The sequence below is a fragment of the Furfurilactobacillus sp. W61-4 genome (genome assembly GCF_057545565.1).
This window is the reverse complement of record NZ_BAAJNZ010000007.1, coordinates 1-26,374: the sequence shown is the minus strand read 5'-3', so window position 1 is coordinate 26,374 and position 26,374 is coordinate 1. Positions and strand designations below refer to the sequence as shown.

Below are 26,374 nucleotides of genomic sequence, written 5' to 3'. Positions count from 1 at the left end.
ATAACCAAAAAGGCAGCGCCAAACCGGCGCTGCCTTTTTGGTGTTCAAAATATTCAGAAATTTAGCGAATTTGATGATTAGTCACGCTTATCTGATCATATTAATGATTGGAGTATTAGCACCCGGGAGTTAGCTAAAGAGCACTTGTGGTTTGTATCAATGTTTTTTCAAATAGCTTTAAACTTATTAAGTCGTGGGAACAGATAGGTATCTCTCGATTAGCACATCGGTTATTGATATAAATGCCAAAATTTATAGAAGTACTGATAATTGGTCTAACGAATATAAACATTCCCAATTAAAAATGTTTGTGAATTATTGGAAAACATTGTATATTTTCAAAATGTGATCACGATGTTTTATCACTTGATAACACCACAACTATGCCAATTCTATTAACCTCGTTATTAATATTGGAGACTTGTATTTTCTAAAAAAGATTGTGCACCCCTTTAATGCTTACAATTAGGGGGTATAAATTTTATAATAGGTGGTGTATGGTAAAAGCGTAAAAATGTTTTTCGCTTTAATAGTAAAGGCCTAGATGAATTACCAAGGAGGAGATTTCTTCATGGAAGAATTTAATCGAAAACAAAAGCGATTGGTTCGTGATTTAACCGACAAAAATACCCACTTTAAGATGTACAAAGCGGGTAAATTGTGGTTTTATTCGGGCATTACGCTATTGACCTTTGGACTGGGAGGGTTGTTCCAGAATATCTCTGTTCAGGCGTCAACAACTGAAAGTACGAATGCGACAACACTTCAAGCCAGCCAGGCCACCAGTCAGGGTGGTTCTGCTGCGTTATCAACTGTTAACAGTACAGCAGTGAGTGCAGCTGTATCTGAAGCCGCGTCTGAAATGCCGACAAGTACAACCGTGAAATCCGTAGCGAGCGAAGCAGGATCAGCGACTAGTTCGACAGCTTCCATTAGCGCAAGTTCTTCAACATCTGTTGCGGCGATGAAGGAAAATGATGCGATTGTCGCAACCAGTGATGTCGTTTCAACGGACAATACAAAGGTAGCAGACAGTCAGATCGCTCAGTCAGCCGCATCATCAGTTACTAGTACTACAGCATTTACAGCGGAGTCATCTACAAATAGCGTGGCTACTAGTGCTACCAGTACGGCCAGCCAGGCTACTAGTGAAGCCAGCACCGCAACACTTGATAGCAGTGCAGTGATCAACCAGTTAACTGCTTTAGGGGCAGTTTACAATGCTGAGACGAACACAATTTCAGTTACGACTGACGACTCGACAATAGTTAACCAGGTAAAAGACCTAGCACTGCAATTAAAGGCAGCGACTGATGTGGTACCTAATGTTACTGCGGCTGCGGCGGCAACCAATGTTAATGATCCAAGTAGTGGTTCATATCGATTTGGACTGCAAGATGCGGCAAACTATATTGCGACGTTAACAGGTCTATCATCTGGTTCATTTAATGCTGTGAATCTTGCTCTGTCCATAATTGGTGCAAATGCAAATTTAGGCGCCATCGCCCAAATTTGGGATGCTATTGAGAAAAACGGTGGTTCTGCATTGAATAATGGGGCCCTTGTTGTGAATGCAGACAAGGTTCCAAGTGGTTCAACGGTTTATAAAAATGGTCTGGGGCAATATACTTTTACATGGGGCCTTGCTGCGGCTAATATGGGCTCTTATGATTCAGCTGCGTACCAAGCCGGCTACGCTGCAGGATTGATGTACTTATATAATTCCTGGAAAGACTTTTTGGCTCAAATTGCAACTAATTTCGATAATCCTGCCCTCGTTGATCAGTTTTTAGGCCAATCGGGATATGATTCATCCTCCTACAATTCTAATTTGGATGTCGGGCAGTTACTTGGAACAATTTCAAGTAGTGTAAGTTCATTCTTTGGATCAGGCTTGGCGACTCAACCAGTCTTTTCAACGTCAGCTTTAGCAGCACCATCAGATGGTCAATCTGATGATGATGGATTTTATAAAAAAATTGCCAATATGAACACGCAAATTAGCCAGACAATTAAATTTGTTATTGGAACGGTGATTAGTCCAATCGCTAATGTGATTATGTATCAAGCGTTTCATAACTTGGCTTCTTTAGGACTTGACCAAGGTGGGATCGATTTACCCGATACGTTATTTAACGCGATGAATCTGAATGGTTCTTTAAAAGCGATGGTCGGAATCGTTGGTATGACCACAGCTGCTAAATCTTCGGCGGCAACACAAATTTATATGGCGATCGCTACTGGGGTTAAAAATGAAATTGTGCGGCTTGCTAAAGTTGGACTCGATAATCAGCTAGCTTCCAAATTGAATGGGACATCTGATCCGATGCTGGGTCAATATCAAAGTTTACAAAATACGTATAACCGAACAGTTTGGAATGATTCAATTGCAGGCACTAACTTTGTGGGTAATGATTCACAGTCACAAGCTTATACTGGTGAGGATAACATCAAAACCTTGTTGGCTGCTGTTGGGGCTCAATTTGAAAATCAAGTCGATAATCAGACCGTTGATCAGGCTATTACTGACGCGATGGCAGTGATTAATGACACCGCATCATCAATGGAAACTGAAGATCAACTCTTTGCGACATTGGTTGGTAAGGGTGTAATTACACAAGCACAATTAGATACGTTGAACCAAACGACTTCAAAAACCGATGCTGCTAATAATATTTACTCGCCCTCTGGCTCAGCGGCCAAGGCACATATTTGGTCTTTATATCAGGCTGAATATGGTGCTATTATGAAAGCTGTTTCTGATTTTGAACAAAATCCATTGTCCATCGGAACCGCACCATATTGGACAAACCCTTCAGAATTCACCAACAATGCGACAACTTTTGAGTTGACTGATTACACGACTGTTTGGAATTATTTACATGATCAAGCGGCTAATTACATTGCAACGGCGCAAAAGAACGCCATCAAGCAGTCACATTCAGATGATGATGGTCAAACAGCACAGGTAACTCAGTCAGCTCCAGGTATTGACTTAAATGGCATTACCCTGGCTGGAGCTGCGTTGTCAGATCCAACAAACAACATTAATAAAACTGACACCATAAACACGTTGAATAGTATTGTGAAAATGGCTTATGTGCCTACTTACAATTTCAAGGTTGACCAATTAAATACCGCATTTGCTGTTGGCTTAGCTGAATTTGATAAGCAAGCAGCAACAAGTAACTTTAGAAATCATGGGATCATCAACCCTTATGTTCATGTGACCCAAGATGGTATCACCTATGCCGGTAATACTCAGTACGATGCTAATGATGTCGATGGCCTGAGCATGGCTTTTACAGATGGACTAGCTAAAAACAAAGTCTCAACTGTTACGATTGATTTGACATCAGACGACCCACAATTTGTTCATCGGCAGATCACACAGTATGGTGTTGTTGGCCGATCGTTTACAGAAGTTGCGCCAGCAGTGACGGATTACACGCCGGATGAGGTATCCAAGACGGTGGATGCTTTGGCAGAAACTGCATCGATTACATTTAACTACACAAAGGTGGCAGTAACAGATACAGCAACTATTGAAACTGTCTTTGTAGATGGAGATGGTACGTCACTTGGAACGGCGGTGACGAACACAGTCACAGTCGGTAATAAATACGATTTTGCAGTGCCAGGGACATTTCCCGGGTATCAATTAAATATGGGTACTTCATCGATCGTTTTGCCCGACGGAACTCATTCTCTTACAGACTTAATGCAGCAGCTAGGTATCCAATCTGCTGCTGACCTAATCGTTTTACTGAATAACAGTTCGGCTTCCGCTGCCGGAGACTTCAAGTTGACATACGTTTACGACAAAAAGCAGCCGACTATTTCTTCAGCAGACACAATCACGATCAATCAAGGTGACAGTTTCACACCTTCTAGTATGTTTACTGGGGGTCAAAATTCACTTGGAGAAACGATTTCAGTTACTGATCCTAACTTAAAAATAACGAGTACTGTTGATGCCAACACTGTGGGAAATTATACAGTTACGTTTACCTACACAGATCCGACTACTGGCTTGGTTGCAAGCTCAACTACCAAGGTTATTGTTCAAAGTAAGCCAACGGATACTAGCCAGTGGTATAACGCCACGACGATTTACACCAAAGATGGCACAATTATCCAAACTAATCAGAACCAACTCTATGATGGACAAACTGGGAACTTTACAACGCCAGACCCAAGTTTGATTCCAGATGGTTATGTTGTGGACTTGGATAAGAGTTCAGTTAGTATCATTGATGAGAATGGGTCGACAAACCGATTGTTATCTAGTTACGTCACTGACACCTCTTTGTCAATTGCAGAACAGATTAGACAGGCGATTGCCAATTTAAACAAGTCAATTAACATAACGAGCGAGAACATCGGTAAAGGTTATGGGACGATTTTAAATTACGTTATCGACGAGGTTTCTCCTGTTATCAATGTGAATACACCGACGTACGTTTCACTGGGTAGTTCAGTCCCGAATGGTATTGGTTTGATTTCGGTCACTAACTCTAAGGGAGAAATAATTCTATGGGGCGATAAAAACCTTGCAGTCGATGGTGTTGTTGATACAAGTGCTGTTGGTAGTAATACGTTAACTTACACTTATACTGATCCATACACGAAACAGGTCATTTCAGCTCAGGTCATAGTTGTTGTCCAAGATACAAATACAGGCAATAACAATACTGGTGATAATAACACTGGTGACAGCAACAGCGGTAACTCGAACTCCGGTTCAAATAACACCGGTGACAGCAACACAGGTAACTCGAACTCTGGTTCAAACAATACTGGTGACAGCAATACTGGGAACTCGAACTCCGGTTCAAACAACACTGGTGACAGCAACACAGGTAATTCGAACTCTGGTTCGAACAATACCGGTGACAGCAATACTGGGAACTCGAACTCCGGTTCAAACAACACCGGTGATTCCAATACTGGTAATTCGAACTCTGGTTCAAACAATACTGGTAACAGTAACAGCGGCTCGAATAACACTGGTGACAGCAATACTGGTAACTCGAACTCCGGTTCAAACAACACTGGTGACAGCAACACAGGTAATTCGAACTCTGGTTCGAACAACACTGGTGACAGCAACACAGGTAATTCGAACAGTGGTTCAAACAACACTGGTGACAGCAATACCGGTAACTCAAACAGTGGTAATTCGAACAGTGGTTCGAACAACACCGGTGATTCCAACACTGGGAACAGTAACAGTGGCTCGAACAACACTGGTGACAGTAATACTGGTAATTCGAACAGTGGTTCAAACAACACTGGTAACTCGAACAGTGGTTCAAACAACACTGGTGATTCCAACACTGGTAACAGTAACTCTGGTTCAAACAACACTGGTGACAGCAATACTGGTAATTCGAACTCCGGTTCAAACAACACCGGTGATTCCAACACTGGTAACTCGAACAGTGGTTCAAACAACACTGGTGACAGCAATACCGGTAACTCAAACAGTGGTAATTCGAACAGTGGTTCGAACAACACCGGTGATTCCAACACTGGGAACAGTAACAGTGGCTCGAACAACACTGGTGACAGTAATACTGGTAATTCGAACTCTGGTTCAAACAACACTGGTGACAGCAACACAGGTAACTCGAACTCCGGCTCGAACAATACCGGTGACAGCAATACTGGTAACTCGAACAGTGGTTCAAACAACACCGGTGATAGCAACACAGGTAACTCGAACAGTGGTTCAAACAACACTGGTGATTCCAACACTGGTAACAGTAACTCTGGTTCAAACAACACTGGTGACAGCAATACTGGTAATTCGAACTCTGGCTCAAACAATACCGGTGACAGCAATACTGGTAACTCGAATTCCGGTTCAAACAACACGGGTGACAGCAACACAGGTAACTCGAACTCCGGTTCAAACAATACTGGTGATAGCAATACTGGTAACTCGAACAGTGGTTCAAACAACACTGGTGACAACAACACCGGTAACTCAAACAGTGGCTCGAACAACACTGGCGATAACAATACCGGTAACTCAAACAGCGGCTCAAACAATACCGGTGATAACAATATTGGTGACAATAACACCGGTAACAACAATTCCGGTTCAAACAATACTGGGAATAATAATGTTGGTAACGGAAATGTTGGTGATAATTTGATTGGTGATAATTTGGCTAATCCGGTTATGACAACAAAGCCGGCCACTGGTGTTAGTGGAATTTATCAATGGAAGCCTGGTGATAGTTTGACTTCATTAGTCGATGATCATGGGCAAGCGGTTGATCTCAGTACAGTTGAGTTCCGGAAAGTTGACCAGCTTGATTCAGTTGACACTATTTCAAGTAACGTAATTGAATACACGGTCACCGGCTCACTAACTGATGTCGGAACCGCAACAATCACATTTGCCTGGGGCAATGTTAAAGATGGTAAAGGAAACTATGTTACTGGCACATCGACAGTAACGTTGACTCAGACCCAAGCCGACATGGTGGTTAAAGATAGTTCACAACCTGTTGGCAACGACTGGACACCGGCCCAAAACATTTTGAAGGTTATTGATGCGAACGGAAATGAAGTTCCTCTGGATCAGATTGCGTTTGTCCATGTGGATCAATTCGACACGCTCATCCCCGATAATGTAATCGAATGGACTGGTACGGTTGATATCAATAAGCCGGGGACTTATACCATTGCAGTTGGATTCTCTGATCCGGTCATTAAGACATTTACGGTAACTGTCTTGGCTGATTCTGACACTGGCAACTCGAACTCGGGTAATAGTAACAGTGGCTCGAACAACACTGGCAACTCGAATTCCGGCAACAGTAACAGTGGCTCAAACAATACTGGCAACTCAAACTCGGGCAACAGTAACAGTGGTTCAAACAACACCGGTAACTCGAACTCCGGTAACAGCAACAGTGGTTCAAACAACACTGGTAACTCGAACTCCGGTAACAGCAACAGTGGTTCAAACAACACCGGCAACTCAAACTCGGGCAATAGTAACAGTGGCGCCAATAATACTGGAGTCTCTAACTCTGGTAACAACACTGCTGGAACTGGTTTAACTAATGAACAGGGTACAACTGGTTTGGAAAATCAGCCTAAGGCACCGAAATTTGGTGTCAGTCAGATGGTTGCTAATGTGACTCGAGCGGGCTCTGGTTCGCAGAGTAACGGCACGAAGCAATCAGCTAACGGTCAAGCTAATTTGCCAGCAACCAATGCCACCTCAAATGAGGCACTATTGATGGTTGGTTTAACTGGATTAATTGCTGCATTAGGATTGTTGGGAACTAAGCGTCGTCATGACTAGAAAATTTAATGACTGACGTAAAGAAGGACTCGCAATTTGCGGGTCCTTCTTACTTACATAATTCAATTTTGATTGATCGAAATGAAATTAGTGTTTTTAGGTAATAAACGTCGTCATCCAGGGCCTATAAACATGATAAAGCAGGCGAATTGGTACTACTTGAGTGGTATAGTTAAAGTAGTAGAACAGTTACGTATCGATGTATTTTTTGATAATGATTGATAACATGGCGGAGGAAATGCCAGATATTTTGGAGGCCTAAATGAATTACGTTTTTATAAATTGGTATGACGAAATGGATGATCGCTTGATGACAGCACTTTCTCGAGCTGAAGCATTAGCTGGTCAGTCTCAAGTAGTTGTTTTGAATTATAATCGTTTCTTTCATCGCGACCTTCAGCAACAAAAGCAATGGTTCAGTCATGTGGATCAAAATATGTTCGATGTCTTAAATCAAACGATGATTAAACCGGATACCCCGGTGGCCCTGGCCGATTTACGAATCATGGCCGATGAGCCGACTGTACGACAGGATAACGTGATCTATTTTTTTCAAAACGGGCGTAAATTATTGGCGGTGACGTTATTTCAAAATAGCAAAAATGATGCCGAATTGGTCGACAGCGTTCACTACTTTGATCCGTTTGGTAATGAAATCTCTGGTGACTATTATGATGTTCGTGGATTTAAGAGTATGAGTGTGATCAATGGTGTGAACGGCGGGGTTGCGCAAGAAGTGATGTTCGATTTATCCGGACACGAAAAGACTATCTTTTTTTACCAACAGGTTCACGATGACGTAACTAACACGATGATTCAACATTACGATGAACAAATAACATCATTTACCAGTCGAGAGCAGTTGATTAGCTACTTTTGCCGTCAGTACGGAGTTAAGGAACATGACACCGTGCTGTTACCAAAGTCATTAAATTTTTTGAATGGTAGTCTACCTACTGCCAATGTTTGGCAATGGGATGATCAAGCATTAAGGTCATTGGCACGAGATAACGCCGTACTTACTTGGAATGAGCTAGATCAAGCGTCTTTGTCAAAATTATTGAAATGAACAAAAACGCTGTGAATGGTAGGGAGTGTTGATCAGGTATGAATTACTTTGTTACGAACCAACTATACTATCAACTATCTGGTATCGAAATTGCACAAAAGCAGCGTCTCAATCTTTTTCACCAGCATAATGAAGCGGCTAAGATTGTTACTGTTGAATATAGTGCTTACGGACATTTGAATTTAATGCATAATAGTTTGACTGATCGGCAGACCATTAACTTATTTGATTATTTTCAAGAAGCCACTGTTGGTTTAGTCCCAATTGAAACGGCGGTTACAGCTGCGCGACTTGGCCGATTAACCGGTAATCCGAATGTTCAGCTCTTTCAGAATCGAGATGATGGCTTTAATTATCCCTTTGTTAGCCAACAGGTCAGCAGCGTCAATTGGTCTGATCCAACCACCGGACGCCCACTTCGCCAAGATTGGTATGATGTTCGGGGATTTAGATCAAGCAGCCATTTCTTCGATCAGGAAGGTCATGAAAATTGGGTGATTTATTGGAATTATCGAACACAGAAGCCAGCAATCATCCATTGGCGGCGGTCTGGTTCATATCTATTGAATTATCAACGACGGCAATATAATTTTGAAAATTTTATTGAATTAAAGCGCTTTTTCTTTGATGAATTAGTTGAAACGCCGAATACGAGATTCTTTTCCGATCGTGCAGAAACCACCAATGCAGCTTTGTTTCAAATGAAACATCAGGTAATTGTTTATATCATGCTGCATTCCGCTCACACTTATGATCGAAATCAACCGTTGACATCACGTTTAAATAACTCGATGGCTTTCGAAATGCAACATGCGGATCGATTCAAGGGCTTTATCACAGGAACTCCCCGACAAGCACAGGATGTTCAAGTTAGAACGGGTAAACCAGCCATTTCGATCCCGATAGGTTTCGTGAATAAACCAATCTCCGTTGAGCAATTAAAGTCAGTCAAGCAGCGAGAGCAAACGGTGATTTATGTGTCACGTGTGAGTCGCGAAAAGAGAATTGAAGATTTTATTCAAATCGTTGGCCAATTGCATGCCAAATTACCGGATTTACGTGCAGAAATTTGGGGTTACGTCACAGACGATGAATACTTTGGGGAATTGCAAGATCAAATTACGCGTTTGGGACTAAAAGCGGTTGTTTCATTTAAAGGTTTTACGCTTGATTTGACTCGCGTCTATCAGCGTGTCCGTTTATTAGTTTTAACCAGCCGATATGAAGCATTTAATTTATCCATCATTGAAAGCATGACGCAAGGGACGCCGGTGGCTGCCTATGATGTTCATTACGGTCCCAAAGATATCATTCAAGCTGGTGAAGATGGTTTCATTAGTGAGAGTGGCAACATTAATCAGATGGTCAATGGCATTACTAGCCTATTGACAGATGATGAGCAATGGACGCAATTTAGTGAACGTGCCGCGCAAAATATCACGCGTTTTAACAGTGAAATGGTTTGGCAGCGATGGCAGAATTTGCTTCAAAATGGCGTTCAATCACTACAGGAGGACTAGGTGATTATGAATTACTTTTTAACAAATATGCTTGATTATAATTTGAGCGGGATTGAACAGGCGCAGGTGGAACGGCTCCGTTTATTCAACCGGCATCATCAGCTGAGCAAGATTATCGTTCGACGATACAATCGGTTTTTACATCTGAATGCGAAACGATCTGGCCTACAAGATGGTGATTTGGTTGATATGTATGATTTTTTTCAGCAGGCTACGTCAATCAATGTAAAACCCATTAAGATTAAAGATTTAAAGTTAAGCCAGCTAGATGGCCCTATTCATGAGGGAAATAATTATACTTTTTTCCAAGCCGGCCGAATTGCTGTCGAAGTGATTTTGTTTCCAGAAGATAATGATTATCAGCGGGATCAAATTGATACCGTGCGTTATTTTAAACGCGACGGGCAATTAGCCCAAGCAGATTATTATGACGTACGCGGTTTTAAGAGCATGAGTGATCTTTATGGACGTGATGGCGGAGTCGCCCACGAAATTATGTATGATCCTAAAGGTTATGAGCGAATTGCGTCTGTCTATCAAGCACTGCCAAATGGCAATATCGAAGCAACCGGATTCCAAGTTAACGATCAAGATGGGCGCCACTTATTTGATGACGAGCCAGCGATGTTTGCTTACTTTTTAGACCGATTGAATTTGCTGGATGATGGCAATCGTTTCATCGATGACCGACCGAACTTAATTGATGATGGCTTGTTTCAGATGAAGACGTCAGCAACTGTTTATTGTTATTGGCACAATGTGTTTAGTCCGAACTATTTACAGCAACAACCGACGGACGTTTATCAAACGCTGCAAAATCAGATTGACCATCAGGCCAAAATAGCCGGGTGGCTGACGCCAACCACAACTGAAGCGGCTGCATTGGCAAAAGTATTGCCTGATGATGCCAAGGTTGACGTGGTTCCATCAATCGTGTTAGAGAATCTACCGGCCGAGGTGGCAAGTATTTCTAATCGGCCAATGAGGTTAGTTGCTGCGACACGAATCGATGCGCAAAAGCAATTGGATCAAATGATCGCGGCGTTTGCGCAAATTGTTCGTGAACATCCGCAGGCCCATTTAGATATCTTTGGTGATATTTCTGATCGTAATGTCCAGCGTGAATTGGATGACAGTGTGCGTCGTTTACGCTTGCAACGGGCGGTCACATTTCGCTCGTTTACTGATAAAAAGCAAGACATGTTTGAATCAACGCAACTCTACCTATTAACCAGTGCATACGAGGGCTTTAACCGGGGAATGGTTGAAGCAGCCAGTTTTGGTGTACCAACAGTAGCTTACGACCTGAATTATGGTCCCCGTGATTTTATTGACCCTGAAAATAGTGGTCTATTAACGCCGATAAATAACGTCAACGAGTTTGCCAAACAGACGAGCCAGTTACTGACTGATTCGGATCGCTTGATTGTGATGAGTCATTTGGCAAGGCAACGCGCACAGCAATACGACGCTGAATCCATTTGGCATGCTTACACTGCGGCTGGAGTTGTTGATTAGAAAAGAGGGATGAAATGTATTACTTTTTAACGCAAATGTTAGATTGGAATCTTTCAGGGATTGAAGTCGCGCAAAGGACGCGTCTTCGGCTATTTAAGGACCATCAGATTGCCGCTAAAATTGCGACGCGCGATTACAATCGCTATCTTCATTTAAATATACGCCGAATGGGGCTTACAGACGCTGATGTAGTGAACTTATTCGACTTTTTCCAAGGCGTTGAGACATATACTGGCACGATTACGCATGTTGATGATCTGCATTTTCCAGGTTTAACCCGGTCGTTTGTTGATGGCTGGCGATATCTTTATCAAGATCAGGGCAAGTTACGCGTAGAAATTCATGTCTTTACGGATCAAACGATGTATGAAAAGGATCAAGTAGAACAAGTCATCATTTATGATTGTTACGGACATGTAGTTGAAAGAGATTTATACGATGTACGGGGCTTCTTAAGTTCGATTGATTGGTATAGCCAGCGGGATGGCATCGCGCAAACAGACTACTTGAACACCACTGGTACAACGGTATTATCGGTAAATTATACGTCTACAGATGAACCACTACACGGTACTTGGCGTCTCACGTATCAAGGTCAGCAGTATTTCTTTGGCGACTTAGATGAATTAAATACCTTTTTTTATGACACGTTAAATGAACAAAATGTTGGGCTGAACACATTCATTGGCGATCGGACAGAGATTGTTGATCCGGCCTTACTAAATATGAAAACGCAAGCGCGTCGGTTTGATTATGTGCATAACATTCAAGTCGAGGATCCGAATAATCCGTTAACTAGTCCATTAGGATCAGTTTTTAAAAATGAAGCCGATCAGTCCAACCGGCTCAATGCATTAATCGTCCCGACAAATCGTCAGCGAGAGGACCTCACCGCAAGGATGCCAGCTATGGAGGTTGTTACAGCCCGACAAGTTTATGTTTCGCCACAGCCGGTTATTCCAATGGGGAACCGTAAGCGGGGCAAAATTTTGTGTGTCGCACGTATTCACCCACAAAAGGGGCTTGAAGATTTGATTAGCGCTTTTGCAAAAGTGCATCAACAATTACCTTTTACAACACTTGAAATTCGCGGTTATGTAAATGATGAAGCGCTAAATCAGAGATTACATCAACAGGTGGTCGATTTAGGGTTAACTGACGTTGTGTCCTTTGAGGATTACTTGCCAAGTCTAAGCGATGTGTACGATTCAGCGCAGGCAGTTGCACTAACAAGCCGATATGAAGGTTTGCCGATGACATTAGTTGAAGGACTTTCTCATGGCGTTCCCTTAGCGGCTTACGATTGTAATTATGGCCCAGCAGAGGTGGTTCAAGACGGTCTTAATGGTCATTTAGTTGCTAACTTCGATATTGATGGCATGGCGGCGGCGTTGATAGACTTGCTAGCCGATGAAGCACAGTTGAATCAATGGAGTGAGCGTGCTTATCGAAGCGCCAGTCGCTTCAGTGAAGACAACATTTGGCAAGAATGGCAATCCAATGTCATTGATAATCATGAGCGCGATCACGAAATTCAATAACATGTAAAAGCTAATTAATTTGCTGATAACCACTTAAGCCTTTTTGAGGGATGGTGCAAAATGTACTATTTTCTAACCGACACATTTGCTTCACAACTTTCTGGAATCGAACATGCTGAGATCAAACGCTTACGCTTATTTCAATCGCATGGGGTCGCAGCTAAAATAATTGTTCGTCGTTACAACCGATTTATGGCAAGAGACTTAGCTGCCAATGGTCTAACAACCGATGAAGTGATTAACTGTTTTGACTTTTTACAACAAGCAGACCAGGCACCAGCTGAGTCTGTGACCATTCAAGCTGTGATTCCAGATGATGATCGACTGATAATCGTTGAACAGGACGGGGCAATTATTGTGATGGAAGGACAACGACGGTTATTCGTCGTCCATGGTTTTAATCAACAAATTGCACGGACTGATTTGGTTGATCGCGTTGAATATTTTGATCAGGTGGGAAACTTAGTTCAGGCTGACTACTACGACCCACGGGGCTTTAAAAGTATGACCGATTTTTATGGTCAAGATGGTGGCGTCGCTAAGGAAGTCAATTATCGTATGGATGGCCGACCGGTGGTCACCTCCTTTTATCAGCGAAATCCGCAAACAGGCAATATTGAAGATACACTATGGATCCTCTTAACTGATGAAGGTGAGCACATTTATGATAATAGTGATGAAGTGATCGCGTATGTACTGGACCGGCTTGCCAGTCAAGATCAAAATCCAGCGACGTTTATCTCTGATCGGGCTTACGCAATGGATACTCCAATGCGATTAATGAAGCAACCAGCAAAACATTATGTTTATTGGCACAATATTTATACCCCAGACTATGATCATCCAGCTACGGGTCAGGTATATGACACATTTGCCATGGAGATGAAATTTGCCGACGCATTCGATGGCTTAATTGTGCCTTCGCAGCGCGAGCGTGATGACATGACTGCGCGAATTAAGGAACAGGGGATTGATGAAGCGGACTTACCAGTCTGGCGTATTCCGGCGCCAACGGTGAGCAATGAAATTTTACAAGCTCCTCAACAAGACTTCGCCCAGCGTCGTTCCTATCATGTTATTTGTGTGGCTCGTATTCATGAACAAAAACGGCTAGAGGATTTAATCAGTGCGTTCACTATCACACATCAATCGATCCCTGAAGCAACTTTGTCTATTCATGGGTACGTCAATGACAATGAATTATACCAGCAGTTACAACAACAAGTTGCAGCGGCTGGACTAACGACAGCGGTTAAATTCGTTTCGTATACGAATGATATTGATAACGTTTACAATGAGGCACAATTGTTTGCTCTCTCCAGTCGCTATGAAGGGTTAAATATGGCGTTGGTTGAAGCGCAAGCGCACGGTGTCCCCCTATTAGCCTACGATTGTAATTACGGTAGTGCCGACGTTATTGTCGATGGGCAGAACGGTTATTTAGTTGAAAATAGCAATGTTGATCAACTTGCTCAGCGCATGCGACAACTTCTAGAAAATCAGGCTCAACTTGCAGAGATGTCCAAGCATGCCTATGAACTTGCGGATCGTTTTTCCGAATCTAATATTTGGCAGCTTTGGAAAGATGCTGGCATCGTAAGCGAGGAGGAGAAATAAATGAATGAATTTTTAATTGATCAGTTAAGTGAAACTCCATCTGAGCTAGATCAAGCACAAATTGAGCGATGGCAACTTCAATCAGGCCAGCAGCAAGATGATCGGCTCGTTACGTTACAATATGATCGATTGGGATTTAAACGACGTGCAGTATTGGCTGGCTTGAAATCATTGAATTTATTTGATTATTGCCAACGTGTTGGGAAATACATTGGACCCAAAGCACGGCTGGATGATTTGCAATTTGACAACTTATCTAAACAACCCGGTAATGGCAATGTGATCAGTTTCGCTAATGAACACCAGCGAGTGGTGGCGCGGGTAACGTTGCTTTCTGCTGGAATTGCTGACGAGGCTGATCAGATTGACCAAATCGCTTACTTTGATCAGCATGATCGACTTGTGCGAAGCATCTACTACGATAGCCGTGGTTTTAAAAGTCTAGAAGTGACGTACGGACAAGACGGGGGTGTCGCACTGGAACAATTTTTTGATACGGATGGCGCAGTGCGACTGACTTTTGGTTACCATCGTGAAGGTGAGCAAATTGAGATCGCATTAATTCGGCTACAAAATCGAGACGGTCAATGGCAGGTATTCCAACAATTTCATCAATTAGTTGCTTATTTTTTTGACACTCTAAATCAGCGTGGACACCATCGCTTTATTGCTAATTCAGTTGTTCAACTCAGCGCCTTAGCAGACATGCACACACCGGCAGAAAAATTCATGATGCTGGATCAAATGCAGACTAACGATTATCGGCGATTACAGTCAGGCCAACCTACACAAGCTTTTCAACAACTGCTTGCTGTAATACCTGCAGATATGCCGCTAGTTGCTGCCACTGCGCAACAAGCTGCTGATATAGCTGACCGTTGGCCAGAACTAACCGTCAAAGCTGTTACGCCGATTATGCCGATACCAGAGCCGTCTGCAAAGTTACAGGGCCAGCGGCTCATCATGAACGCAGCGATTACACCGGTGAATCGCCTAGAAGATGGCATTAAAGCATTTCGGCGCGTCTATCGTGAGCTACCGACCGCCACGCTCACAATTTATGGAACAGTTGTGGACCACCAGCTTTTTTCACAGTTGCAAACATTGGTTAACACTAGTGGACTTAGCGAAGCCGTCACTTTTAAAAACGGTGCAACTAAGATTGAAGAAATTACAAGAAATGCGGATTTGTTCTTGTTAACCAGCCATTACGAAGTGTATCCAACAGCGATGGCTGAGATAATGGCGGCTGGGGTGCCTGTAATTGCCTATGAGATTAACTATGGTGTGTCGACTCTCATTGAGGATGGCGTAGAGGGACGGCTCGTCGCAACTGGTGATTCGAAACAATTAGCCCAGACTACGATTGATATTTTACAAAATGATGCGCTTCGTCAAAAAATGGGTGTAGCGGCACGAAGCAAGATTGAACGTATCAATCAACAAATTGCTGTACCTGAATGGGCTGAGTTATTAAAGTAGTTTGAGGCGATTTTAAAGAGGTGGTCAACAACATGTCGACAAAGCAGTCAATTATTACGCGAACGTTCAATGATGATGCGATTAAAGGGACCTTTGTACTATCAACGGAGCAAACAGACCTGATATTACAACACTATAACATCAACGATGGTCAACGATTTTCTGGCAGTGGGTTATTACCGGTGCAGCTGCGTTATTTGTATGGGGAAATGGGCAACATGGATATCTTTGCTGCTGATGGGGACTTAAATGCCGAAAAAATCGCCGCTCAGTTTCATCAAAGAATTGAGACTGAGGAACTTGGCTTTCGCTTGTTTAATGTTGACGGGCAGTCGTTAATTTCTGGTAAGTTCTTTGATACTAGTCGACAAACAGTTCAAGAACTATCTGAATTTCGTGTTGATGGCGGGGAAGATTTACGTCATTATTACCTGCCAGATGGTCACGAGTTCAAACGATTTAAATTTGCAGATAACAATTGGGTTGCTAGAAAGGACTATTTGAATGCCAATGGTGACATTATTATTCGCGAATATTTTGACTTTGAACGACATGAGGGCGAAACACCATTCAAAATAGAGGTTCTTGATGGTTGGTTGAAGGGAACTTACACGAACTTTACGTCGCTTGTTGTAGCTTGGAATCGTTTGCTAGCAGAACCGTATCAAAAACTCTTCTCATTAATTGGTGAGGTTGATAAAGGAGACGCGGTTCTTGCCAGCGAGCACGAAGTGGCCAGTCTGCGACAAAAAGTGAACACAATTCGAGAACAACAGCATGCCGGCCATCGTCTGTTGACCGAACCTCTTTATGGAAATGAGATGCGCCAGCGTCAACAGTCAATTAACCAAGAAACTGATGCGCAGAAACGCCTTAAATTATTTCAACAGACATTTGGTAAGACAGGTCCGGACGTATACTTTGCTGGTAACGTCTTCTTTGATTTTCCCGAAGATGTTCATTTAGGTAATCATTTTTGGGCCAATCACAACATTACTTTTATTGGTGGGGCTAAGATTACATTTGGCAATCATTGTCTAGTTGGGCCGAATGTAAGCTTTTACACCTCTAATCATCCATTAAATGCCGAGAGTCGTTTATTTGAGGGCTACAGTTATGCAAAACCCATTACTATTGGTGATAATGTCTGGATTGGCGGTTCGGTCACAATCTTACCAGGAACGACAATCGGCAATAATGCTGTCATCAGTGCGGGCAGTGTCGTCAGCGGAACAATTCCCGATCAGGTACTAGTTGCTGGGAATCCAGCTAGAATAATTAAAACTATTCGGTAAGTAAGGTTGTATTTGGGTGGAAGACCGGGCATTTGATCAGTGGTCGGTTTCTTTTGATTCCTTGACAAATGATTTATGTAGAATGCAGTGTTTGAAAATTAATTATATTTGGGTGTGGAAAATGATATTTATTGTTGCAAAACAACCTGATTTCCAAGCGGTCCGCTTAGTTAAGCTGCTTAATAAAAATGGACAGTCGGCAAAAATTTTATTAACACAATTTACGGCGAAATTTTCGACCTTACTGACGACTAATAACCTGACGTCAGCTGAATGTATTAACGAGTATGACTATTTAAGTGGTTTAGCAATTAAGCCGGAATCATTCTCTACAATTCTTGAAGCATTGATTCCAAATTTATCGTCATTGACTCTTACTAAACAGGAAAACCAAGCATTTCAGGATTATTTTAATGAAGACCGTAAAGTGGCGACCGTACGCATTAGAAAAGCCGTTCCTATCAATGTAACTTTGTACCAAGAAAACGGCAATTATGAAACTTTTGCAATTGACGAGCGCAGCTTTGTCAGTTTACATCAGTTCCATCAAGCAGACGGACGCATCGTGCATTCTCAATATTTGGCAGGCCGTGAGCATATTGTGCTGGATGTCATGGATGATTATATCGACTGGTACCGACACGGAGAGGCCAAGGCTGTGCGGGTGAAAAGCTGGGATGAATTATTAATCGCCGTTTTAAAGGACATGGTTGTTGAGAATGATCAGCTAGCGACCATCTTAACCATGACTGATGAGGTGACTGTTGGTTTAAATGATTTGTCTCATGTATCAGTGTTTACCAATATTCTGCATGGCGATAATCGTGATAAGTTACCAAAACAATTGGCGAGCTTACTTCCGCCAATAAAGCAGCCAAAGACTGAAGCTGAGTTGGATCTGTTAGGACGCTGGCATCATGTAGACTGGGGCGATCCACAATATCAGCAACAAAACCAAGGAACAATTTATGTAAATGGTGCGCAGAGCCACGATGAGGCGGTTAGGTTATTCGTAAACAATGTGGCGAGTGTTGGAGATGCAATTTCGATTTATCCGCCCTACTATTTACAACTGGGTTCAAAAGTACGTGTTGGTGATCAATTCTATGCCAATGTGGGCTGTAGCTTGGTTGGCAACGGGTGGATCGAAATCGGCGATAACTGTATGTTGGGGCCTTATGTGCAATTAGTGACACCAGATCATCCGCGCAACCCAATTTCACGACACATCAACAATGTTTTTCGCGGAAAAAACATTAAAATCGGTAACAACTTTTGGGCCGGTGCCGGTGCGATTATTCTTGGTGGTGTGACATTAGGCGATAACGTGATCGTTGGTGCTGGCTCAGTTGTAACCAAGTCCTTTGGTGATAATGTCGTGATTGCCGGCAATCCAGCGCGCGTGATTCGTGAGATAGATCTTACAGATTTTGATGAAGACCGCGAAGCTCGAGAATGGCATGATGAGTAATATGTCGATTATCGGTGAAAAATTTTTATCGGCTTACCATTGGTTAAATTGCTTATCTGTAGTGGCGATACTTACTGAGTGTTTAAAAACAGGCCAATCCTTTACAGCATTTGATAATGTTGAAAGTTCGTGACAACTAATAGGGCTATAAATTTGATGGATATAAGTTGCCCCCTGACGAGATTGATTGCGGTGGGATGGCAACTTATTTGTTTTGGTTATCTGATGAATAATATAATCGAAAAAATATTTTGCACAAGTTTAATAACAATACTTAAAAAAACAGACAACCGGTGTTAATATTAACGTGTGAAATTATTTTAGCGTTTTATTTTTAAATATGGTTAAGCGCGTTTACAATTGCCCAGGCAATGATTTTGAAATTGTGGTTGCCTATAAAACAATTGTTGAAGTAGCGTAGCTAATAAATTGTGTAAGTCTTAATGAGATACAATGTTATGCGCTGAATAGAGAGTAGGAAGCATAATGACAATCTGGAGGGGACAAGTATGAAGAACTTTGCGGGTAAAAATCGCCGCTTGCAGCGAGCACTAATGGATCGAAATACGCATTTTAAAATGTACAAGGCTGGTAAATTGTGGCTTTATTCGGGCATTACAATGTTGACGTTTGGATTGGTGGCATTGCAGCCGACTTTAGCTAAGGCTGATACCGAGTCGCCAGCCAATCCCACGACAATAATTGGCGAATCAGATGTCACTAAAATAAGCAACAACCAAGCGTCATCATCAGTTTTGAGTCAAGCGACGTCAGCTTCAGCTGAGGTGGCGAGTTCTGCAGTGAATGTAGATTCGTCGGCTGCAGCTGTCAATAATGATTCAACCCAACCCGTGACCAAAGCGTCCACCCAATCTGTCTCTGTCAGTTTGGCAAAGGACAATTCAAATGTAGCGCTGGACAGTATTAATGATAAGAAAACTACTTCATTGCCAACCTCCACAAGCGCCGCTGGATCTCTTGAAGCAGCCTCTTTAGCGTCTAGTGAAACGTCAAATGCTCAAACTAGTGAAACGGACACAATTAGTAATACAGGGGCTAGCTTTAATAATCGCTTTAAAGCGCTAACGACAGCTTTGCCGTCAGGATATTCAGCCACGTTAGCTGATGGCGTAGTAACAGTGTCCGGCTCATCAGATGATCAGCTAACAGCGGTTAAAGATTTGCTGGCTAAAAATGGCCTTGATACTAATGCGGTCATTAATTTAACGGATGCTGCGGTAAGCTTGAATGGTAATGTAATTGATCCAACAGCCGTAACCGGGGCCGAGTATGTGGCGGCCAATTCGACGGACTTTCAAGCAGGCATGTCGGCAGCCACGAAAGATGCAAGCCTATTAAGTCCGATGGTTTTCTATGCTTTGAGTCAGTGGCTTACACCGGCGAATGCTGGCACTGACAATATTAATAGCTATTATGCGGGATTATCTGTTGCCGGGAATTTTAAGCTCAGTGGTGCGACAAATAAGGTTGACTACATCGCTGGATATCGTTATACGATGGCTCAAATGTATAACGGAATTTATGCTTTTACAAAAGCGTTAACTGCAAATATTCCAACGCCAAATGAATCTACTGATACGACTTATTATGATGACTTGGCAAATAGTTTTTGGAAAGAGGGCACGCAGGCGCAGGCTGGGTTAACTGCGCCCAATCTTGCGTCGTTGGTGACACTTTTCTTGGGTAATAGTTTAAGTACAGGGCTCGCTTCGAATAGTACGCTCGCTCCTAATGGAATTCCTGTCGTTCCACGAGCTGGGAAAACGTACACCTATGTCGGATATAAGGCTTCAGATAATTCGTATACCTTTTTGACTAGTAATACCGATACAGCTGACTATGATAACTTTTTTTCGATAGCACAAATTAATGACCCAATCAATAATACTTTGTCGCTCTACGTTGGTCTAATCGCCGATGAGGCAACTTTTAATACGACCGCACATGCTTTTGAACAATTAGGTTCAATGAATACTTTAGGGTTGGTCCCTACGCAAAATGCGAGTGCGGCAGATGTCTACGCTGCAATTGCGAACAACCTGAACGCTGTTTCTAATGGTTTAGGCATGCCGGCAACTATTTCAGAATTAGTTTCTGGGATGCCTGAAATGGACGTTAACGTTGCTGCATACTTAGGCGGCAAGGACCCACTATCGACATTCCAGCTAATGTTTGCTTATGCTAGCTCAACGCTAAGTGACGGTTTTCTGCATTATATTGTGGGCTATGACGCAAAAACACAGCAACCGATTTACCTTGGCACAACAGAGGAACAGACGACATTAGGTGTAGAAACAAATGGGGTTGCAGCCACTAAAGATACGGTTATGCAGTATGGTGTTCGAATTCAGTATGGATTGTTTGGCGATATTTATACACAGTTGAGGCAGGCAATTGTTTACGCGATCGCTGGAGCGTATTCAGTACAACGTAATAAAGATCTCAATATTATCGAGCAAGGTGATAGCGGTGATAATAAAGCTGCATATGAAGCACTAATTTCAGCCGCTGCACCAACCTTTAATACCAGTTCTGGATTGACAATTACAGAATTGGCCCAAAAGTACGCCGATTATCAAATTGCCCAACTTGTCGCTTTGCGTACACAAGCGGCCACCGATAGTGAAAATGGTAAATTACTGACGAGTCAAGCCGATTTTGATCAGTGGATGTTGGAAGCCAAAGGCGGTCAAGCGGTCCTCAACGCTGTTATGACCGATTCCACGAGTAATAAAGATGTTGCTCAGCAGACGACCTATACTGCGGCAACCAATTATGCATCTTTCGGTGGTGCAACGAAACAGCTATATTACGATATCTATTTATCTGGAGTCGATGAAACAAAATATTCGATTGTTCAAGTGAAGTTCCAGGGTGTCGATGCCAATGGAAATTCAATCGTTAACGATGCTATTAGTCGTTTGGCTACTAAGGTGCCCGTGGATATCGCGGCCGTGAACGATCCGGGCTTAGGTCAAGCAGTTAATACGACTTATCTATTAGGGAAGGATCTTTTACCAGTTCCACCTGCTGGATGGATATATGCAACAAATGCAACCACGCCACAACAAAGTGCGCCAACGATCGTAACGACCTATCGCGATCCAAGTAATCCATACAGTTATACGGTTAAATTAATTCAAGCTTCAACCGTAACTTTTAATCCTGTAAATGCCAACACCGGGGCAAGTATGGATGGTAGTTGGACGGAAACCGGTGCAGTTGGTAGCGCCTATAATGAATCTAGTCATCAAAACATTATTGTGAGCGGGGTGACTTACTATGCCACGGATGTGACCCAATTAAGCGGCACTTTTGGCAGTACTGATTCATTTGTCACAGTACAATACTTACCAGCGACTAAAGTAACGTATCAATTTAACGCCGTTGATGAAAATGGTAATTCGATTCAGACAACGGTGGCTTCTAGTTGGTCGACGTCTGGATTAACTAATGATGCCTATGATATGTCCACGACCATTCCAACAACGTTACCAGGTTATACCTTACAGTCTGGGCAAACGCTAACCGGAAAATTTGGTAGTGCAAATGAAATTTTAAATGTTGTTTTCACACGTAACGTTGAAGCTGCTAATGTGACGATCAACGTCACTGGCACATCTACGACTGATCAGTTGATCAAGACTGTCTACTACCAAATTGATGGTCAAGGAGCAACAATGTCTGTTAATGTGGTGCAGACTGGAACCAGTCAAGTCTACACCGCTGCTTTACCTAATTTACACTTTGGTGATAACGTGACTGTTTGGGCAGTCACACCTGCTGGTGCAAGTCTTGATCAGGCTTCCACTGATCACTTACAGATGCAAGATGGTTCCAACCAATTTACGCTGAACTATATCATCCCTGTTCAAAATGCGACGATTCAAATTCAAGATGACACGACCAACACTGCTTTGACGGCCGCTTTATCAACAACGGGTAGCGCGGGGGCAGCCATTGATTTTGCTGACTTTTTAAGCAAAAACGTCACGGGTGCGGATAATCTTAATCTGGTCAAAATTCTTGGCAGCGATGGCACTGATTACACGGTGACACCTGCGTATTTTGATGACGATACGACAACAACTCAGTCGTTTGTTATTCACGTCACACACAAGATTGTAACGGCGACGGCCACGACGACACAGACGATTCATTACGTTGACGCACCAAGTTCGGCCGCAGTCACAGATAATGTACAAACAATTAGTTGGAATACGAGCCATGACTTGTTTGCGGACACTTGGCAAGCAACGCCAATCACTCAAACGACGGCGGTTGAGTCGCCGGTGATTGCTGGTTATACACCAGATAAGGCTACTGTTCCAGTAAGTAGTAATGAAGCGTTGACGACACAGCCTGCGGACAGCACCATCAATGTAACTTACACGGCTAATCCGGCCACGATCATCTTTAATTATGTGGATGATGAGGAAAGCGGCAAGGTTGTTTCTACATCGGCAACATTGAATGGTGTTACAGACCAGGCTGGTTCTTACAATGTCACTGTCCCGACTAACTATCGGCTGGCCGATGGTCAGTTATCGTCGATTTCCTATACGTTTGGCGCTGGCGACACCACGTTAATCGTTCATTTAGTTCACCAGCATAATATCGGCACGATGACGACAAATCGGACAATCACGTATGTCGGGGCCGGTGCTAAGACACCAGCAGCGCAAACACAACCCATTACTTGGGCGACAGACGAAGATGCCGTGACTGGCGTGATCACTTACACGCCAACACAGGCTGACGCTGTATCAACACCAGCAGTCGCCGGTTATACGCCGGATCAAGCTAATGTTCCAGCGACAATATTTACAGCAACAACAACCAAACCAACGGATAGCACCGTTACCGTGACCTACACGGCTAACCCGGCAACGATCACCGTGACTTACGTGGATGACGATGCCGGTGGCAAGACATTTGGGACGCCAGCAACGTTGAATGGTGTTACTGACGAAGCTGGTTCTTACGATGTTACTGTCCCAACAAGCTATCAGTTGGCTGATGGTCAATTAGAGACGGTTGCCTACACGTTTGGCATTGGCGACACTACGTTAACCGTTCATTTGGTGCACCAGCATAATATCGGCACGATGACCACGAACCGGACAATCACGTATGTCGGGGCCGGTGCTAAGACACCAGCGGCGCAAACACAACCGATCACTTGGCAGACCGATGAAGATGCTGTGACTGGCGGAATTACCTATACGCCAACAAGGCAGGCTGATGCAGTAACGGCACCAACAGTCGACGGTTATACGCCGGATCAGCTGGCTGTTTCAGCAACAACGTATACACCAACAACGACTAAGCCAACGGACAATTCTGTAACCGTGACCTACACGGCTAATCCGGCGACGATCACCGTGACTTATGTTGACGATGACACAGCAGGTCAGACTGTCGGCCAACCAGAAGTTCTGAATGGAATTACTGATCAGACCGGTTCATATACAGTCATCGTTCCGGTTAATTATGAATTGGCTAAGGCTCAGACACCGACGATTGCTTACACGTTTGACGCCGGTAACACGGCACTAACGGTGCATCTGATTCACCAGCATGTTGCTGGCACAATGACCACGAACCGGACAATCACATATGTCGGGGCCGGTGCTAAGACACCAGCGGCGCAAACACAACCGATCACTTGGCAGACCGATGAAGATGCTGTGACTGGCGCAATCACCTATACGCCAACACAGGCTGAAGCAGTGACTTCCCTAAACGTTGCTGGTTATACCGCTGATCAACCAGTTGTTTTCGCGACTAATTTCCCAGTAACAACAACCAAACCTACGGACAGCACCGTAACTGTAACCTACACCGCTAACCCGGCAACGATCACCGTGACTTACGTGGATGACGACACTAATCAGACAGTTGGCACGCCTGAAACATTAACTGGTGTGACAGATGGTACCGGTTCATACACTGTGAAATTGCCGGCCAATTATCAATTGGCCAAGGATCAAGCTGAGACGATCGCTTACACATTTGGCGTTGGCGATACGCCGTTGATTGTGCATCTGATTCATCAACACGTTATGGGCACAATGACGACCAACCGGATCGTGACCTACACCGGTGCTGGCGATAAAACACCGGCAAATCAGACACAGCCAATCACTTGGCAAACCGATGAAGATGCCGTTACTGGCGTGACAAACTATACACCAACAACGCAAGCGGACGCAGTTTCTACGCCAACGATCGCTGGCTATACGGTAGATAAAAGTAGTGTTCCAGCGACTAACTTTATCAAGACAACAACACAGCCAACGGATAGTAAGGTTATGGTCACTTATACAGCTAACCCAGCGACGATCACGGTTAATTACGTGGACGCCGACGATGCTAACAATGCAGTTGGGGAACCAGTTACGTTAACCGGTGTCACGGATGGTACTGGAACGTATACCGTTGTTGTGCCAACAAATTATCAATTGGCTAGTGGGCAATCGGGGACCATTGATTATGTCTTTGCCGCTGGCACTAGTGCGATGACGGTTCGTTTGGCGCACCAGCACAATATTGGTACGCTGACTACGAACCGAACAATTAATTACACTGGTGCCGGTGCCAATACACCAGCCAAACAGGTCCAACCAATTACCTGGCAAACGGATCAAGACGCCGTGAACGGGATAACCACTTACACGCCAACAACGCAAGCTAAGGCAGTAACAACGCCAAGCATCGTAGGCTATACGGCGGATGTGACAAGCGTTCCAGATACTACGTTGACCGCGACGACGACTCAGCCAGCCGACAGTAACGTTATCGTCACTTATACGGCCGTTTCGACTACGTTTACGGTAAAGGCAACTGGTGGTACTACCGCTGGATTGGGCTTTGACTATTCAATCAATGGCGGACCAACCGTTCATGCTAAATTTGGTGATGTCATTGCTGCGACTTTTGGCGATGCCGTAACCATTTCTAATCCTGATCAGCAGAATGGTTATACGCTCGACAAAAAGAATAATTATGCCATTAGTAGTTTGGGCGTTGATGGTAGTACCGATAATATGTTAACCGTTAATTATTTAAAGAATACAGTTAAGGCTGAGACAAATGCAGTCGTGAGAACGATTGTCTATAAGGTTTCGGATAGTGGCTTTACGCCACCCGCCTCAATCGTTCAGAATGTGGAATTCACTCGAACGATTACGTCAGATCCTAACGATGGATCAGTCATTAGCACATCGGATTGGGTAGCTTCAGGGGATCCAATCTGGGCAGCCGTGATAACTCCAACATTCACAGGGTACACGGCTGATACGCCAGAGGTTGATGCCGAGACCATAACTCCTGATACGCAAAATGCCATTATCGCGGTGACATATACAGCAAACAATACCGGTAACAATAATACCGGTGATAACAACACTGGTGACAGCAATACAGGTAACTCGAACTCCGGCTCGAATAACACCGGTGATAGCAACACTGGGAACAGTAACTCAGGTTCAAATAACACTGGTGATTCCAA

10 protein-coding genes are annotated in these 26,374 nt (G+C 43.5%); all 10 read left to right on the top strand.

All coding sequences use genetic code 11. The annotated features are described in order from the left end of the window. The first annotated feature begins 571 nt into the window (after window positions 1-571). Entirely contained in the window at window positions 572-7,327 is a 6,756-nt protein-coding gene (locus tag AC27FN_RS08975; RefSeq protein ID WP_487167647.1) for an immunoglobulin-like domain-containing protein, read from the top strand. Between the two features lie 262 nt (window positions 7,328-7,589). Then, window positions 7,590-8,396, top strand: a complete 807-nt coding sequence (locus AC27FN_RS08970) for a hypothetical protein (protein WP_487167646.1) — start codon at window positions 7,590-7,592, stop codon at window positions 8,394-8,396. A gap of 38 nt (window positions 8,397-8,434) precedes the next feature. Further along, on the top strand, window positions 8,435-9,916 hold the full coding sequence (locus AC27FN_RS08965) for a glycosyltransferase (RefSeq protein ID WP_487167645.1): 1,482 nt from the start codon (window positions 8,435-8,437) through the stop codon (window positions 9,914-9,916). A 6-nt stretch (window positions 9,917-9,922) separates the two neighbouring features. Then, the gene (locus AC27FN_RS08960; protein ID WP_487167644.1) at window positions 9,923-11,434 is read left to right on the top strand and encodes a glycosyltransferase; all 1,512 of its coding nucleotides are present in this window, start codon (window positions 9,923-9,925) and stop codon (window positions 11,432-11,434) included. 14 nt (window positions 11,435-11,448) lie between these two features. Next, the gene (locus tag AC27FN_RS08955; RefSeq protein WP_487167643.1) at window positions 11,449-12,975 is read left to right on the top strand and encodes a glycosyltransferase; all 1,527 of its coding nucleotides are present in this window, start codon (window positions 11,449-11,451) and stop codon (window positions 12,973-12,975) included. A 60-nt stretch (window positions 12,976-13,035) separates the two neighbouring features. Next, window positions 13,036-14,592, top strand: coding sequence for a glycosyltransferase (locus tag AC27FN_RS08950; protein ID WP_487167642.1), 1,557 nt, complete (start codon window positions 13,036-13,038; stop codon window positions 14,590-14,592). Further along, complete coding sequence (locus AC27FN_RS08945; RefSeq protein WP_487167641.1) at window positions 14,593-16,074, top strand: glycosyltransferase; 1,482 nt, start codon at window positions 14,593-14,595, stop codon at window positions 16,072-16,074. It begins immediately after the preceding gene. Between the two features lie 32 nt (window positions 16,075-16,106). Continuing rightward, entirely contained in the window at window positions 16,107-17,369 is a 1,263-nt protein-coding gene (locus AC27FN_RS08940; RefSeq protein WP_487167640.1) for a sugar O-acetyltransferase, read from the top strand. A gap of 121 nt (window positions 17,370-17,490) precedes the next feature. Then, window positions 17,491-18,840 carry a DapH/DapD/GlmU-related protein gene (locus AC27FN_RS08935; RefSeq protein WP_487167639.1) on the top strand — a complete coding sequence of 450 codons (1,350 nt, stop codon included), beginning with the start codon at window positions 17,491-17,493 and terminating at the stop codon, window positions 18,838-18,840. Between the two features lie 509 nt (window positions 18,841-19,349). After that, the coding region (locus tag AC27FN_RS08930) for a mucin-binding protein (protein WP_487167638.1) at window positions 19,350-26,374 on the top strand (7,025 nt) is incomplete at its 3' end.